The organism is Mycobacterium pseudokansasii, assembly GCF_900566075.1.
GTDB classification, from domain to species: domain Bacteria; phylum Actinomycetota; class Actinomycetes; order Mycobacteriales; family Mycobacteriaceae; genus Mycobacterium; species Mycobacterium pseudokansasii.
In genome coordinates this window covers 4,725,981-4,740,431 of record NZ_UPHU01000001.1, presented here as the reverse complement: position 1 = coordinate 4,740,431, position 14,451 = coordinate 4,725,981, and the positions used below count along the sequence as shown (strand labels likewise).

At 64.9% G+C, this 14,451-nt stretch carries 10 protein-coding genes and 1 pseudogene; 4 read left to right on the top strand and 7 right to left on the bottom strand.

The annotated features are described in order from the left end of the window. Window positions 1–20 precede the first annotated feature (20 nt). On the bottom strand, window positions 21–662 hold the full coding sequence (locus EET10_RS21200) for a hypothetical protein (protein WP_063466712.1): 642 nt from the start codon (window positions 660–662) through the stop codon (window positions 21–23). Between the two features lie 150 nt (window positions 663–812). Here EET10_RS21200 and EET10_RS21195 point away from each other — a divergent pair, with 150 nt between their 5' ends. Next, entirely contained in the window at window positions 813–2,018 is a 1,206-nt protein-coding gene (locus EET10_RS21195) for a mannosyltransferase (RefSeq protein ID WP_051490411.1), read from the top strand. A 47-nt stretch (window positions 2,019–2,065) separates the two neighbouring features. Here EET10_RS21195 and EET10_RS21190 read toward each other — a convergent pair. From EET10_RS21190 to EET10_RS21170, 6 genes and pseudogenes are all read right to left on the bottom strand, one after another. Continuing rightward, a pseudogene (locus EET10_RS21190) lies at window positions 2,066–3,037 on the bottom strand (serine hydrolase domain-containing protein); the annotation flags it as partial. Window positions 3,038–3,175: 138 nt separating this feature from the next. Beyond that, a complete protein-coding gene (locus EET10_RS21185) occupies window positions 3,176–4,561 on the bottom strand; it encodes an alpha/beta fold hydrolase (RefSeq protein WP_244602036.1) in 1,386 nt (461 codons plus the stop codon). Between the two features lie 601 nt (window positions 4,562–5,162). Next, on the bottom strand, window positions 5,163–6,413 hold the full coding sequence (locus EET10_RS21180) for a PPE family protein (protein WP_122502475.1): 1,251 nt from the start codon (window positions 6,411–6,413) through the stop codon (window positions 5,163–5,165). Between the two features lie 168 nt (window positions 6,414–6,581). Continuing rightward, window positions 6,582–7,352, bottom strand: coding sequence for a glycine-rich domain-containing protein (locus EET10_RS21175; protein ID WP_136622999.1), 771 nt, complete (start codon window positions 7,350–7,352; stop codon window positions 6,582–6,584). A gap of 362 nt (window positions 7,353–7,714) precedes the next feature. After that, window positions 7,715–8,629, bottom strand: coding sequence for a hypothetical protein (locus EET10_RS29290; RefSeq protein WP_136624752.1), 915 nt, complete (start codon window positions 8,627–8,629; stop codon window positions 7,715–7,717). Between the two features lie 662 nt (window positions 8,630–9,291). Then, complete coding sequence (locus tag EET10_RS21170; protein WP_036401557.1) at window positions 9,292–9,576, bottom strand: 4a-hydroxytetrahydrobiopterin dehydratase; 285 nt, start codon at window positions 9,574–9,576, stop codon at window positions 9,292–9,294. Window positions 9,577–9,630: 54 nt separating this feature from the next. On the opposite strand from EET10_RS21170, the gene EET10_RS32010 reads away from it, so the two are divergent. The 3 genes from EET10_RS32010 to EET10_RS21155 all read left to right on the top strand — a co-directional run bounded on the left by EET10_RS32010 (window position 9,631) and on the right by EET10_RS21155 (window position 14,420). Then, window positions 9,631–10,098, top strand: coding sequence for a DUF3761 domain-containing protein (locus EET10_RS32010; RefSeq protein ID WP_099187604.1), 468 nt, complete (start codon window positions 9,631–9,633; stop codon window positions 10,096–10,098). Then, window positions 10,028–10,444 (top strand): (deoxy)nucleoside triphosphate pyrophosphohydrolase, encoded by a 417-nt coding sequence (locus EET10_RS21160; protein WP_122502474.1) that lies wholly within the window; start codon window positions 10,028–10,030, stop codon window positions 10,442–10,444. The genes EET10_RS32010 and EET10_RS21160 overlap by 71 nt, the downstream gene beginning before the upstream one ends. Before the next feature lie 262 nt (window positions 10,445–10,706). After that, window positions 10,707–14,420, top strand: a complete 3,714-nt coding sequence (locus EET10_RS21155) for a nitrate reductase subunit alpha (protein WP_063467039.1) — start codon at window positions 10,707–10,709, stop codon at window positions 14,418–14,420. The last annotated feature ends 31 nt before the right edge of the window (window positions 14,421–14,451 follow it).

Sequence of the window (14,451 nt, the reverse complement as noted above, 5' to 3'; positions counted from 1 at the left end):
GTCAGCCGTTGACGGTTGGGTCAGGGCAGGGCGGCTAGCAGCGTCTGGGGCGGACCTGCCGGTGCCCCGGGCGCGGGCGCCGCGGGCGCCGAGGCAGCGCCCGGTAGACCCGGAATGACGCCTGAGGTCAGCCCGGGCAGGGCCGCCTGGGCGAGACCCGGAATCGCCGATGCCAATCCGGGAAGTGCCGCTGCCGGCGCCGCGGGAGCCGCCGGGGTCAGCGGCGCGGTGACGCCCGGGATCGGTGCGGTCACCCCGGGAATGGCCGGCGTTGCCGCCGGTGCGGGAGCCGTCGGAGCCGCCACCGGAGCGGTGATACCGGGGATCGGTGTGGTCACCCCCGGAATGGCCGGCGTTCCGGCCGACGTAGCCGGTACAGCCGGTGCGGCGGGAGTCAGACCCGGAATCATGGATGCGATGCCAGGGGCGGTAAGCGCGGGTTCCGGGGCCTTGGGGACCGGCGGGGTGGCTCCCAGTGCCGTCGCGAGGTTTTGCAGAATTTGCGGCGCGTTGGCGGCCGACGCGATCAGCTGCTGCGGGATGTTGGACACCGGATCCGGCACCGGCGCCGGGTCGGCGTGGGCGATACCGCCCGTGAGTAAGGCGGCGGACGAACCGACCAAGACGGCGGCGGCGCGTACATAGGTCCACATGGTTGGCATGACTCTCCCTGGTTAGCGGTGACAGATCCCGCAGCCGAAGCTATCGCGGTACAGGTGTGACTCAAGTGACACGTGTGGCATTTATGTGATCGTTACCGATACGAGTGGCGGCGGTGATCCGGCGCCCGCGGAACGTGTCCCACTAATGTCATGCGGGTAGACAGCACTTCAGCCGTCCCGACGGCGAGAACCACCCGGTGGCAGATGCGGGCAGCGCCACTGCTGCTGATCCTGAGCGTCGCCGCGCGATTCGCCTGGACCTACCTGGCGCCCAACGGCGCGAACTTCGTCGACCTGCACGTCTATGTGGGCGGGGCGGCAGCTCTGGATCACCCGGGCACCCTGTACAGCTACGTGTACGCCGACCAGACGCCGGACTTCCCGCTGCCGTTCACCTATCCACCGTTCGCTGCGGTCGCCTTCTATCCGCTGCACCTGCTGCCGTTCGGCCTGCTTGCGTTGCTGTGGCAGATCGCGACGATGGCCGCGCTGTACGGCTCCGTACGGATCAGCCAGCGCCTCTTGGGCGTGCCGGCCGGTCGCGGTCACCGGGCCGCGATGCTGTGGACGGCGATCGCCATCTGGCTCGAGCCGTTGCGCAGCACCTTCGACTACGGGCAGATCAACGTCTTGCTGATGTTGGCGGCACTATGGGCGGTGTACAGCACCCGTTGGTGGCTGTCCGGTGTGCTGGTCGGGGTGGCGGCCGGGATCAAGCTGACGCCGGCGATCACCGCCGTCTATTTCGTTGGGGTAAGGCGCTGGCTTGCCGGGGCCGCGTCGGCGGTGGCGTTTTTGGCCAGTGTCGGCGTGTCGGTGCTGATCGTCGGGGACCAGGCGCGCTACTACTTCACCGACCTGTTGGGTGATGCTCGCCGGGTCGGGCCCGTTGCCACGTCGTTCAATCAGTCCTGGCGGGGCGCGATTTCGCGGATTCTCGGACACGACGCCGGCTTGGGTCCGCTGGTGCTGGCGGCGATTGCCATCACGGCGGTGCTGGCTGTCCTGGCGTGGCGGGCGCTGGGTGCGTCCGATCAGGTGGGCAAGTTGCTGGTGGTCGAGTTGTTCGGGCTGTTGCTTTCGCCGATTTCGTGGACCCACCACTGGGTGTGGCTGGTGCCGCTGATGATCTGGCTGTTGCAGGGGCCGCTGCACGAGCGCCTCGGAGCCCGAATCATCGGCTGGGGCTGGCTGGCGCTGACCATGATCGGCGTGCCGTGGTTGCTCAGCTTCGCCCAGCCCACCATCTGGGTGATCAGCCGGCCCTGGTATCTGGCTTGGGCCGGACTGGTCTATCCGGCGGCGACGCTGGCGACCTTGGCCTGGGTGGCCGCGACGCGCCGAAGGTCACGCTGACGCGGGCCAACGGCGCTACCGGAGGTGGGAAAGGCGTCCGTGGTGCGGCCGGATTCGTTGATCAGCTCGGCGACATATCGCCGCTGATACGGCGCCAACTCGCCGGCGCTGAGATGCTGCGGCGTGGCGGGCAGCGTTGGCAGTTCCACGTGCCGCCGTGCTGGACGATGACCGGGCCTTCTGCGGACGGCCGCAGCGTCCAGCCAACACCCATTCCGGTGAGCTCGACCTGCAGGGTGTCGCCCGCGCCGGGGTCCGAGCGTGTCGCCGCCAGCGATTGCGCGCCCAGCCGCCGCGTTCCATCGAGTGCGGTGCCGTCGGCGAGGTGAAACCTGGTGTAGCGCAGTTGATCTCGCACGCTGGAATCGACGCGCCGGTCGGGTTGCAGCTAAGCGGAGAGGACCAAAAGTCGTTATCGACAACCGGTTGGCGTCGACCACGTCATGCTCGGCCGCCACATTCAGACCGACGATCTGGTCGGAGAAGTAGTGGGTGTGGCCACGTTGCAGCTGGTCGAGCAACAGACGTTGCACCGCCGACTCGTAAGTCGACCCGGTGAGGACTTCGATGATTTGGCCCGCCACCACCAAACCGGAGTTGTTGTAAGCGAAGACGGTCCCGGCGCAGTCAGCTGGGGTAGTCCTCGTCATCGAGGCGACGTACTGGGCCACCGCGTCATCGGCGCGGTCGAAGTCGAAGTCCTGGACGTCATCACCCATCCAGCCCCGAGGTGTGATTGAGCAACTGACGCACCGTGACGGTGGCGCTGACCACCGGGTCGGCAACGGCGAACTCGGGAAGGTACCGGCGCACCGGTGCGTCCAGGTCCACCTTGTCCTGGCCACCAGCCGCATGATCGTGGTTCCAGTGAATGTCTTTGTGGTGGAACCGATCCGGAAGACAGTATCGCCATCGATGGGCACCGGATGGTCGATGTTGGTGACACCGTAGCCCTTAACGTATTGCTGACCACCGGCCCATACGGCGACCGCGACACCCGCGATCCCGTAGGCCTTCATGCCCGCGTCGATCGTGGTGTCGAGTTCGTCAAACGGGGTGGTTGCCGTGGGCTTGGCTCGGTTGGCCGAACACGACGACAACGCCAGTGCCGCTGCGCCCGCGACAGCGCCGCCCAGGTGCGTCCGGGTAGCGGGGTGTCACGGTGGCGGTGGGCTGATGGCATAGGGCGGCGGCTGCGTCGAGTTGACACAGCTGGTGTCCGGCTGCCGTGGGGCGTCGAAGAACGACGCGATGATGGCCGCGCCACAGCGATCGGCGTAAATGCCGTGGGCAGCGCCTGGGACGGTCACCGACGTGGCATGCGAAAGACGTTGGGCTACATACTGACCCGATTGCGGAGCGGTCTGCCCGTCATAGCTGCCCGATAGCACCAGCGCCGGGAAGTCGCCCGCGCTGACCCCGCGCACCCAATCGGACGCCTTGGGCACATTCCAGGCCGCGCAGGCCTGGCGCAGGAACGGGAGTTGCGGCGCCTGGGCGCGAACCGAATCGGGCAGCGCCGCGAAAGCCTGTCGGGCGGCCCGCAGTTGGTCGTCTTCGGACTCGAACGGCACCCATTCGCTGCACCAGATGCTCAGCGTCAGGCCCCAGCCCATCAGCCCGACCCTGCCGGGATTCTCCCAAGCCGACGCCCAACGCTGGGCAATACGCGCCGGATTGCCATGCACAAGTTCGTCAATCGCGGCGGGCATCTCGGCCGGAAAGTGCGTTCCCAGAGGGACCATCCAGTTCAGCAGTGCGCCGCCGTCGAGCACCACGTTGGTATCACCGGCCCCTTCGGCATGGACGGTGGCGGTAACCGGATTCGCCTCGAGCTCATTGACCAGCCGAACGAAAGTGTCCGCGAGGTTGGGATAGTGCGACTGGCATGCCGGTTGGACCGTGCAGGCGCTCATCATGTTGTCGAATGCTTCCCGGGCGCTGCTCCAGGTCCACCCCGGACTCGCTATTGACGGCGGGGTCATCCCGTCGAGGGCCAGCGACCGGATGGCCGGTGCGTCCAGCCGTGAGTAGATCAAGGCCAGGTCGGTGCCGTAGGAGTGGGAGAACACATTCCACTGGTTGACGTGCAGCGCGTTGCGCAGATCTATGAGATCGTAGGCGCTCTCGGTGGAATTGAAGGCCGACAGGTCTGCGTCACCGGCCAGTCGGTCGTGGCAGGCCTTGACCGCCTGCACATACTCGTCGCCGGTGGTGGCCGCGTCATACCGCAGGCGCACCCGACGAGCGAAGAAGCGGTCGATTTCGGGGCAGGTCAGTGCGGGTTGTGACGATCGATTACCGCGCTGCGACAACAGGATCAGATCGCGATTGTGGTTGAGCCCCACGCCCTCGGCGATCGGCGGATCCATGATGGCGTCCTCGCCCGGTCCGCCGGTGATGAAGACGATCGGGTCGGCGGCCGCGGGCTGGGTTTCCGACGGGACGACGGCGACCGCCAGGCGCAGCGTGTGCCCGCCGGGTTTGCGGCGATTTTCGGGGACCACCAGCGCCGCGCAATGGGCGCCTTGCAGCTCCGGCACGGGTTGTGCCGTTTCCGGGCAGGGCGCCGACTCATACTGCGCCGGCGCATGAGCCACCGTGGTCGGGCCCGCCGAGCCAGGAGGCGGCGACGGCCTGCCGCTTGACGGTGCTGGCGAATGCGCGCACGCTGCACCTACTGCGGCCAGCGTCATTACCAGCGCAAATCCTGCCCTACGGACGCCGGCGAGGCCACGCCCCCAAGCGCCGTCCCGTACCGATACGTGCAGCGTCATTGCACCACATGCTGACACATTGCTGCGCGAGCTTGCCCCGGTTTGGTGGACTGGGGCTGGGCGGTGTGTGCGCCGGCGGAATCCGTCGGTCTTCGAATGCGGCCGGGGCACATCGTTTGCGGCGCCGGATGCGTCGGGGTCGGTGTAGATCTAGTCGCTGACGGCTTGCGTGGCGGCTGCCTTGTGTGCACATCGATATCGGTCGCGGAACCTGTCGTTCGTTGTGGCCCAACGTTTTTCCCGTTGGAGATCTTGGATGTATCGAGTCACGGCGAAACGCCAAATCGGCCACGCGGTTGTTGCGCAGCCCCCCGAGGGGCTACCGCAGGTGTGGGAGCGGGCCCGCCACGTTCAGGGGCCGGTGTGGTTAGCCTCCGGAGAGTGGGCGTGACATTACGGTCATTTTGAGTCCGTATCGGGGTATGACGCCGGCGCGTCCGGTTGCGGCGGAGGGCATTCCGGGTAGGCCGGGCATGGCTGCGGGTGCGGCGTCGCTGGTGGGCAGTGTGCTCAGGGGGGTGGCGGCCTGGAATGTTTTGGCGGCGACGGTGGCCTGGGGTGTGGCCCAGGAGGGGGGCACCGACAGTTGTCCGATGGTGCCTGCGCTGCGCGCGGTGGCCGAGACTTGACCGCCCAGGACGCCTCCGGCGCGCATGGTTGCTCCGGATAGTGATTTGGCGATGGCATTGAGCGGGGCCAGCAGGGCCGGGGCGACTTTGGGTGCGGTGTCGGCCACGGGTTGGGCCACGCCGGAAATCAAGCCGAGGCTCTTCTCGGTATTGATGATCCCGTTGGCCATGCCGCTGACGCCGGTCACCGAGCCCATGGTGGAGTACCAGGCGAACAGGGCGTCGAGGGCGGTGAAGTCGTCTTTGAGGATCTTGGGGAGCTTCAAGGTGTTGACGAATACGCCCAATTCGTAGAGCGGCAGCCCGACCTCGGGTAGGCCGACCGCGGTCAACGCCGCTCCGATGTCTTTGAGCAGGTTTCCGATCCAGTTGCCCTTGTTCGACGGGGGCGTCGGGGGTGTGGGGGCCTTGGTGGCGGCGTGGGTGACTGCGGCGTGTTGAGCGCTGAGCCCGCCGGGGTTGGTGTCGGATTGCGGGGAGACAAACGGGGTCAGCTTCCATGCTGCGGCCGAGGCGAGGGTGTAGTCGTGCATTGCGGTGGCGTCTTGGGCCCACATCTGCAGGTATTGGGCTTCGGTGGTGGCGATCGCGGCGGTGTTTTGGCCGAAGAAGTTGGTGGCGATCAGCGCGAGCAGCTGGGCGCGGTTGGCGGCGATCAGCGCCGGCGGCACCGTCATCGTGAAGGCCTGCTCAAAGGCCGTCGCGGCGGCGGTTGCCTGGGCCGCGGTGTGTCCAGCCTGCTCGGCGGTGCCGGTCAGCCAATCCACATAGGGAATGACCGCGGCGGCCATCGACATCGACGACGGACCGCTCCACCGCATGCTGGTCAGGTCCATCACCACCGCTCGGTACATGCCGGCCGCGGAGTGCAGTTCGGCTGCCAGTAGTTCCCAGCTGGCTGCGGCGGCCCGCAGCGAGCTCGATCCCGGACCGGTGTACATCCGGGCCGAATTCACCTCTGGTGGCAACAGCGCAAAATCAAACACGATGGCTCCATGCTTGGTTGGGGGTTATGTGATATCGCCGGCCGGTGGCGGCCGGTGGCGGCCGGTGGCGCGGCGGCGGATGGCCAATGCGCCAGTTGGTGAAAGATGTTTCGGCTCAGCATTACTCGCTCGTCCCACGCCGCGCCGACTCGCTACTCGTGCCCAATGTCGTCAGGCCACAATTCTGAGAGCGCCGCATCGGGCGAGCGCCTGGCTGAGGCCCACCTTTTCCTCCTCGGTGAGCCCCCCTGGCAGTTCCCGGACGTAGAAGACGCTGGTGGCGAGGATGAATTGCAATGCGGGGTAAGCCAGCTCGTTGACGCTGACCAGGCTGGTACCGTCCGGGCGGCACAATTCGACGCAGCCGTCGTGGTGGGTCAGACTTAGTGGGCCGACCCGATCCTCGCGGATCATCCGCCGGCTCGGGCTGATGCAACGCTCGTCGTACCAGACATCCGGCAGCGCGTGTTGGAAGAGTGTTTCGTAGCGGCGGCGGAAGTCAAGGAACGTCGACTTCTCCCTGAGCCGTCCACGGCGGTCCCCAGCCCCAACGGAGGGCCCGGACTCGACAACGGCGGGGGTGTGAGCCAGATAGCGACCAAAAAACCGTTGGCCATACTCGATATATGCTGCGGTGAACAAAATAAACGCATGCCAGGCGGCGTCGACTAACCCCGAATACATACCAATAGCCGTGTCCGGGTTCAGCTCACACAAAATCAAATATTTCTTGGTTTCGCTGAACAATTCCTGCGCCTGTTCGCGGGTATCCACAACACCTTCGCTCAGCAGCCGATCAAGCACGTAGGGCGCCTCAAACGTCAGCGCCTGACCCCACCTGCCATCAAGCACCGCACTGCCCGATGCGGCGCCGCTGCGGAATTCCTCGATCGAACCGGAAACATCGCCCGTCGGGGTCGGAATATTACGTGGTTGAGACATGCGCAGAACAACCTCGTGTGCGTAGTGTGGGTCAGCTATCGGTTGGGGTCTGGCGTCAGGGAAACATCATCGTCGTAAAGCCCCGTGATTTATTTGCGTCTTATTGCGTTCAGCGAAGCCAACGATTTGGTGCTGGTTCAGCAGCGTCGTTGCGCTATTCACCAGTCCATAACCATGGCAGAAAGCCAAAATCGAGTTATTCAACGCGCAGCAACACAAGACAACCGCTCACGTCGTGCCATTTTGATTCGCTGCTGGAAGTCTCGCGTTTGACCATCGACGGGCTAGCGCCATAACGACCTGGCCAACGGATATCAATCCGCCGGAGGCGAACCCGCCTCAACTGACCTAACAAGTTCTTATCAGTTTTCACAGGTCATTATCTTCATTTTGAATTCCACATTTTCTAGGATGCTAGGGTCATCAAAGTCATAATCGCTACTATTATTATTATTGTCACCGTTACGATCGTTATCGATGTTTTCATTATTGCCATTCATGTAATATTCTGAGATCGAGCTTGGATCGTAGCCGTCACCCGCGTTCGGTTGATATGGTCCGACGTTTAACTCCTCATTACTATAGCCACCGTCAAAGGGAGGAACGGGGTCGAAATCGGGTACTTCATTTTCATCGCCTCCGATCCACATGGTGCCGCTCCTGGAAAAGCCCAGCGGCAAGCCCTCGGTGTCGTCGGGTCGGTACCAAATGCCGTATTTTGACTGATAAATTGATAGCTGAGGAGGCAGATTATTGTATTCGTTCGGCACGCTTAGCTGAGTGGTATCGGAAGTAGTCGAACCACTGCCGGAGGTCTGAGTGGTATCGGAAGTAGTCGAACCACTGCCGGAGGTCTGAGTGGTATCGGAAGTACTCGAACCAGTGCCGGAAGTCTGAGTGCTATCAGAAATAGTTATGCTATTGCTGAGATCTTGAGTCGTGCTAGACGTGATCGGGCTATTGCTGGAACCGTTAGTCGTACAGGTGTCGAGTTTGAATCCGCCGTGCGCAGTTAAGGTGATGGCGAGCCTGCCGGCGCTGATCTGGGTGCCATCCCTGGCGGCGTCGATGGCGGCGGCGACGCCGCTGGTCAATGCGACGGCCCCCAGCGCAGCCGCAGCGCCGCGTGTGCCACGCCGCCCCTTAGCTGCCCTGGAATAGGGACGAGGCAAGTCAGATCGAGCAGCGCTGGCGTCGTCGCCGGTGAACGTGGGGCCATGGGGCAGTCGAGTCATGGACAAACAGGCCTTTCTTCTCGTAGGCGCAATTTCGCTCAAACGCACAACTACTTAGGGCGGCGCTACATCAAAGTCGTCGACACCGTAAGACAAAAAGGCCAGTATCAGCTCGGTGGCTTTGAACCCACCGCGAGCGGGCCTGCAGAGCGCTGAACGTCAAGGCGGCACCGGGCTATTCGCACGTCTAACTGCTCACTCCCCCAAAACTACTCCGCTCTTCGAATAATTCGAGTTGCACTTGTAATGCGACCATCAGGCGAGCAGTCTTAGTGCGACGTGAAACCACTCGCGGAGCGCCACGACAGGCTCAACGTGCACAAGTCTTGCTTAGCACCGGGAACGGTAGAGGAACCATTTATTGCCTGCCAATCAAATGTTTCGATGAAACCATAAGCTCCAGCTATTGACCGAAGTCAGAACCAAGTGGACGCCGGCCTAAGTGCGCCGCTGCGTACAGATATGGCATTCCCGGTGAGTGGGTCCGAGTGATCAGCAGGAGGTCACCTGCCCAGTAGGTATCCGGCCCCGGTGCACCGGCAAATGGTGTCGCGGCCGCGATCGGGCGAGGCCGTCGCTGGGCCGATGCCAACACCGACGCTCGACTCGACCATGGCCGAGCCCGGCCTGAACACCGACCAGTGCGCGGTAACTGAACTGTGGCCGGCTTGCCGGAGCCTCCCTGGCCCGGCTAGGACCGGCCGCTAGCTCCCGACGATTGCGTCGATATCGCGTGCCATGTCGATGTCGTTCTGCGTAATCCCGCCCTCGGAATGCGTCACGAGCATGAAAGTCACTGTTCGCCAACGGATATTGATATCGGGATGATGATTCTTGGCTTCGGCGTGATCGGCCACCCGCCGTACCGCGTCGATGCCGTCCAAGAACGCCGGAAACTTGACCGACCGGCGGAGAACCCCATCGACGCGTTCCCAGCCGTTGAGGCCGGGCAGTGCCGCGTCTACTTGCTCATCGGTTAACACAGCCATGCCTCGACGGTACCGCGGTCGGGCCGGTCTTCACCCCCCGCCGGGGCGAGCCGTATGATTCCCGCATCGGGCCATCTCTGTCAACCACAGCGCACAGAGGACATTACGTGTTTGGGGGTCCGCATGTTTCGCTCGTTAGCAGGCGTGGTAGCAGTCGCCGCGGGAACGGTCGGTACCGGCGTTATCGCGCACGCGTCAACGGCGTCAGCCGGCTGGATGTGCCCGCCGGATAGCTATCAGAATTCGAGCGGTGTTTGCGTTCCGCGTCCGGACAGCTCGAACGGCGACGTCACCGCGATTTGCCGGGACGGCTCGCATTCGCACAGCCAGCATCGCAATGGCACCTGCTCCGGTCACGGCGGAGTCGGCCAATGGTGTCCGTGCAGCTTCTTGTCCGGACACTTCCAACGGAATCCGGCGACAGCACCGCGACGGTATACCGTGATTGCCCATGCCGACGCAGATCGTCGTGGCGGGAGCCATCATCTGCGGCTCCACAGTCCTGGTGGCGCAACGGGCTAGGCCGCCGGAGCTGGCCGGGCGCTGGGAGCTTCCCGGCGGCAAGGTCGCCGCCGGCGAAACCGAGCGCGCCGCCCTGACACGGGAACTGGCCGAGGAGCTCGGGCTCGACGACGTCGCCGTGGGTGCCCGCTTGGGCAACGACATTCCGTTGGGCGACACCGTAATACTGCGGGCCTACCGGGTGCGGCTGCTCGGCGGCAAACCGGATGCGCGTGACCACCGCGCGCTGCGCTGGGTGACGGCGGAGCAACTGCACGATCTGGACTGGGTGCCGGCCGACCGCGGCTGGCTACCCGACCTCGCGAAGGCGCTCTGGACGGCGGTTCCACAGCCGCCTTTCAGCTAATGCCCAGGTCCACTCAAGGTCGCCGCCGTCCACTGGAAGAAGGACGTGACAAACCACTAACCTGGGATTTGCATGCCGGTAGCGATCGCGGCGGTCCGCTGGACGTCAGTGGCCGACTGCCATGCCGATGTTGACGCGAATTTCAGCCAACCCACCGCGCGAGCCGACGATGATGGGCTACGCGCTGGCTTCTGCTGTCCCGCGAGCGCGATCGACTGGCTACGGCCCCGCGCCGGGTCGTCCATGACAAGGAGGGTCACTGTTGACCATCACACCTCACGTCGGCGGAGCGCTCGAGGAGCTGCTGGAGCGCAGCGGGCGCTTCTTCACCCCGGGGGAATTCTCTGCTGATCTGCGCACGGTAACCCGGCGCGGCGGGCGAGAGGCTGACGTTTTCTACCGTGACCGGTGGAGTCACGACAAGGTGGTCCGCTCGACGCACGGCGTCAACTGCACCGGATCCTGCTCGTGGAAGATCTACGTCAAAGACGGCATCATCACCTGGGAAACCCAGCAGACCGACTATCCGTCGGTCGGCCCGGACCGCCCCGAGTACGAACCCCGCGGCTGTCCCCGGGGCGCATCGTTCTCCTGGTACAGCTATGCCCCGACCCGGCTTCGCTACCCGTATGCCCGCGGCGTGCTGATCGAGATGTACCGCGAGGCCAAGGCCCGGCTCGGCGACCCGGTGCTGGCGTGGGCCGACATCCAGGCGGATCCGCTGCACCGTCGCCGCTATCAGCAGGCCCGGGGCAAGGGCGGGCTGGTCCGGGTCAGCTGGGCCGAAGCCACCGAACTGATTGCCGCGGCTCACGTGTACACCATCAAGACCTACGGCCCGGACCGGGTTGCCGGTTTCTCGCCGATCCCGGCGATGTCGATGGTGTCCTATGCCGCCGGCTCGCGGTTCTTCGAGCTGATCGGCGCCCCCATGACCTCGTTCTACGACTGGTACGCCGACCTGCCGGTGGCCTCCCCGCAGGTGTTCGGCGACCAGACCGATGTGCCCGAATCCGGGGACTGGTGGGACGCGGCCTATCTGATGATGTGGGGTTCCAACGTGCCCATCACCCGGACCCCGGATGCGCACTGGATGGCCGAGGCCCGCTACCGCGGCACCAAAGTGGTTACCGTCAGCCCCGACTACGCCGACAACACCAAGTTCGCCGACGAGTGGATGCCGTGTGCGGCCGGCACCGACGGGGCGCTGGCGATGGCGATGGGACACGTCATTCTCACGGAATGCTATGTGCAAAAACAGGTTCCGTTTTTCATCGACTTCGCGCGTCGCTACACCGACCTGCCGTTCCTGATCAAGCTGGAACAACGCGGCGAGATGCTGGTGCCGGGCAAGAACCTCACTGCGGCGGATCTGGGCGAGGCCGATAAGAACTCCGAGAACGCGGCGCTCAAGCCCGCGGTGCTGGACGAAACGACCGGCACCGTCGTCGTGCCGCACGGCTCGCTGGGATTCCGCTACGGCGAGGACGGCGTCGGGAAGTGGAACCTCGATCTCGGTGAGCTGCTGCCGGCGCTCAGCGTGCAGGGCGCAGCAGCCACCAACGGGGATCGGCGCACCGCGCTGGTGCACCTGCCCAGCTTCGACACGATCAACGGCGAAGGTACGACGGTGGCGCGCGGCGTGCCGGTGCGCCGGGTCGGCAAACACCTGGTGTGCACGGTCTTCGACCTGATGCTGGCCCACTACGGCGTGGCGCGCCCGGGCCTGCCCGGCCAATGGCCGACCGGCTACGACGATCCCACTCAGCAGAACACCCCGGCCTGGCAGGAGCCGATCACCGGGGTGTCGGCCGCGCAGGCCATTCGGGTTGCCCGCGAATTCGCCTGCAGCGCAGAGGAATCCGGCGGCCGTTCGATGATCATCATGGGCGGCGGCATCTGTCACTGGTTCCATGGCGACGCCATCTACCGTGCGGTGCTGGCGCTGTTGATGCTGACCGGCTCGATGGGACGCAACGGCGGTGGCTGGGCCCACTACGTCGGTCAGGAAAAGATTCGGCCGCTCACCGGGTTTCAGACGATGTCGATGGCCACCGACTGGGTACGCCCGCCGCGTCAGGTCCCCGGCGCCTCGTACTGGTACGCGCACGCCGACCAATGGCGTTACGACGGATATGGAGCCGACAAGTTGGCCAGCCCGGTGGGCCGGGGCCGCTTCACCGACAAGCACACCATGGACGTGCTGGCCTCCGCGGTGGCAATGGGCTGGAGCCCGTATTACCCGCAGTTCGACCGATCCAGCTTGGACCTGGCCGACGAGGCCCACGCGGCGGGTCGCGACGCCGGTGAATATGTGGCCCAGCAATTGGCACAGCGCAAACTCAAGCTGGCCGTGACCGATCCGGACAACCCCGTCAACTGGCCACGAGTACTGACGGTCTGGCGCGCCAACCTGATCGGCTCGTCGGGAAAGGGCGGCGAGTACTTCCTGCGCCATCTGCTGGGAACCGATTTCAACGTGCAGGCAGAGCCGCCGCGCGACGGGATACGGCCCGTCGACGTCACCTGCGACGGGGATATCCCGGAAGGCAAGCTCGACCTGATGATGTCGATCGACTTCCGGATGACCTCGACCACGCTGGTATCCGATGTGGTGCTGCCGGCAGCGACCTGGTACGAGAAGGCCGACATCTCGAGCACCGACATGCACCCGTATGTGCATGCGTTCAGTGCCGCGACCGATCCGCCCTGGGAAACCCGTTCGGATTTCGACGCTTTCGCTGCGATCGCCCGGGCCTTCAGCGCCATGGCCAAGGGTCATCTGGGCACCCGAAATGATGTGGTGCTCAACGCACTGCAGCACGACACCGCGGATGCGATGGCGTTTCCCGACGGTGCGGAAAACGATTGGCTGCATACCGGCGCGACGCCGGTGCCGGGACGCACCATGGGCAAGATCACCGTGGTGGAGCGCGACTACACCGCCATCTACGACAAGTGGGTGACGCTAGGCCCGCTCGTCGAAAAGTTCGGGCTGACCACCAAGGGTGTGACGGTGCACCCGTTCCAGGAGGTCGACGAACTTGCAGCCAGATTCGGAGTGCTGAATTCCGGTGCGGCGGCTGGGCGTCCGGCGATCACCACCGCCGCGCGGATGGCCGATGTACTGCTGCTGCTGTCCGGGACAACCAATGGCCGCCTGGCCGTCGAGGGTTTCCGCGAGCTGGAGAAACGGACCGGCCAGCGGCTTGCGCATCTGGCCGAGGGCAGCGAAGACCGCCGCATCAGCTACGCCGACACCCAGGCGCGTCCGGTCCCGGTGATCACCAGCCCGGAGTGGTCGGGCAGCGAAACCGGCGGGCGGCGTTATGCGCCGTTCACCATCAACATCGAGAACCTCAAACCGTTCCACACGCTGACCGGGCGGATGCATTTCTACCTGGCCCACGATTGGATCGAGGAGCTCGGCGAACACCTGCCGGTGTTCCGCCCGCCGCTGGACATGACGCGACTGTTCGGCCATCCCGAGCTCGACTCCAAATCCGGTGGGGACGGAATCGGCCTCACCGTGCGGTATTTGACACCGCACTCGAAGTGGTCGTTCCATTCGACCTACCAGGACAACCTGTACATGCTGTCGTTGTCCCGCGGCGGCCCCACCATGTGGATGAGTCCGGGGGATGCGGCGAAAATCCAAGTCCACGACAATGATTGGGTCGAGGCCGTCAATGCCAACGGCATCTACGTGTGCCGGGCCATCGTGTCACACCGGATCCCCGACGGCGTGGTGTTCGTCTACCACGTCCAGGAGCGCACCGTCGACACGCCGCGCACCGAGACCAACAACAAGCGCGGCGGTAACCACAATGCCCTCACCCGAATCCGGATCAAGCCCAGCCACTTGGCCGGTGGTTACGGTCAGCATGCGTTCGCGTTCAACTACCTGGGCCCCACCGGCAACCAGCGCGACGAGGTGACCGTGGTACGGAGACGCAGCCAGGAGGTGCGGTACTGATATGAAGGGCCTGAGCGACGCTTGCGGAGCG

Excerpts from the sequence above, each read along its gene's own strand:
- EET10_RS21195 (WP_051490411.1), top strand. The coding sequence starts at position 813 with ATGCGGGTAGACAGCACTTCAGCCGTCCCGACGGCGAGAACCACCCGG.
- EET10_RS32010 (WP_099187604.1), top strand. The coding sequence starts at position 9,631 with ATGATTCCCGCATCGGGCCATCTCTGTCAACCACAGCGCACAGAGGAC.
- EET10_RS21175 (WP_136622999.1), bottom strand. The coding sequence starts at position 7,352 with ATGTCTCAACCACGTAATATTCCGACCCCGACGGGCGATGTTTCCGGT.
- EET10_RS21200 (WP_063466712.1), bottom strand. The coding sequence starts at position 662 with ATGCCAACCATGTGGACCTATGTACGCGCCGCCGCCGTCTTGGTCGGT.
- EET10_RS21160 (WP_122502474.1), top strand. The coding sequence starts at position 10,028 with ATGCCGACGCAGATCGTCGTGGCGGGAGCCATCATCTGCGGCTCCACA.
- EET10_RS21170 (WP_036401557.1), bottom strand. The coding sequence starts at position 9,576 with ATGGCTGTGTTAACCGATGAGCAAGTAGACGCGGCACTGCCCGGCCTC.